The 1,377-nt window shown below is 62.5% G+C and carries 1 protein-coding gene; it reads left to right on the forward strand.

All coding sequences use genetic code 11. The features are described from left to right. The first annotated feature begins 435 nt into the window (after positions 1 to 435). Positions 436 to 1,281, forward strand: a complete 846-nt coding sequence (locus ABT160_RS47005; protein ID WP_351656581.1) for a SigB/SigF/SigG family RNA polymerase sigma factor — start codon at positions 436 to 438, stop codon at positions 1,279 to 1,281. Positions 1,282 to 1,377 lie beyond the last annotated feature (96 nt).

Consider the following 1,377-nt stretch of genomic DNA (forward strand, 5'->3'; position numbering starts at 1 on the left):
GTAACCAACGAGGCTCCCCGGCTGACGAGATGAGATGTGAGATCTCTCGCTCAACAGCCCGGGAGCCTCGCCTGTTACGCAGCCACCGCCATCACTCGATCGGTGACCACACTGAAAACGCTCACTGACTCATTCGTGAGATGGGCGCGATCGGCGATGTGCGCAGACTCCGGTGCGTGGTTCTGCCTGGGCTCTGCCTCGACGGCACGGACGAGGACGGCGTCCTGGCGGGCGCTGTTCTCCGTTGGCCAGAGCAGGGCCGGCCGGTGGGCAGCATCCGTGCGGAACTGGGTGACGAGCCAGGGAAGTTGACACGTTCGCTTGGACCTGGGTACGGCGGGGTCGTTTCGAGGCGGAAGCTTCGCTGACGGTGAATAGATTGACGCCACGAAGTGGCGTGTCCAAATGATCTTGACTCCTGGAAGGGGGTGCCCGATGGCACTCATGAACCTGCCCGCACGATGCAACCGAACGGAGGCGCTGCCGTGGGTCGCTGAACCCTCCAAGATGGAGGTGAAGGACGCCCGCGAGCTCACCCGGCTCTTCCTTGATCGACTCGCCATCCTAGAAGAGGAGACACCGGAGCACGCTTATGCACGCAACACCCTCATCGAGATGAACATGTCCCTGGTCCACTATGCCGCTGGCCGATTCCGCACCAGCCGTGGTGACCAGATGGACGACGTCGTGCAGGTCGGCATGATCGGGCTGATCAAAGCTATCGACCGCTTCGACCTCAGCCGCGAAGTGGGGTTCACCTCCTTCGCCATCCCATACATCCTCGGCGAGATGATGAGATTTTTCCGCGACGCCACCTGGGCTGTGCACGTTCCCAGGCGTCTGCAGGAGGCTCGCGTCGAACTCGCCAAAGCAACCGAGGAGCTCAGCACCCGCCTCGAGAGCGCCCCTACTGTCGCAAAGCTCGCCGCCCTGATGGACGTGTCCGAGGATGAGGTCCGCGAAGCGCAGCTCGCTTCCAACGCCTACAACACTCACTCGCTGGACGCCGCGCACAACACCAGCCACCAAGGTGAGGCAGCGCTGGCAAGTTTCATCGGCATCAACGACCACAACCTTGAACTCGTCGAAGACTTACAGACGCTCGCCCCGCTCCTGGCACAACTCGGTGAACGCGACCGCCTACTCATCCACTGGCGTTTTGCAGACGAACTCACCCAGGCCCAGATCGGTCAACGCCTCGGCATCACCCAGACACAGGTATCCCGCCTACTCACCCGCACCATCAAGCAATTGCGCCTTGGCCTGCTCAGCACCACCTGACGGACCCTCACCCAAGGCCGGGTAGTTAACGCATTTCCGCTGGTGGGGAGGGGTTTGGTGACCACTGGGTGGCGGTGTAGAGGCCGGGGCCGAGCT

The sequence above is a fragment of the Streptomyces sp. NPDC001941 genome, from assembly GCF_040296945.1.
GTDB lineage: Bacteria > Actinomycetota > Actinomycetes > Streptomycetales > Streptomycetaceae > Streptomyces.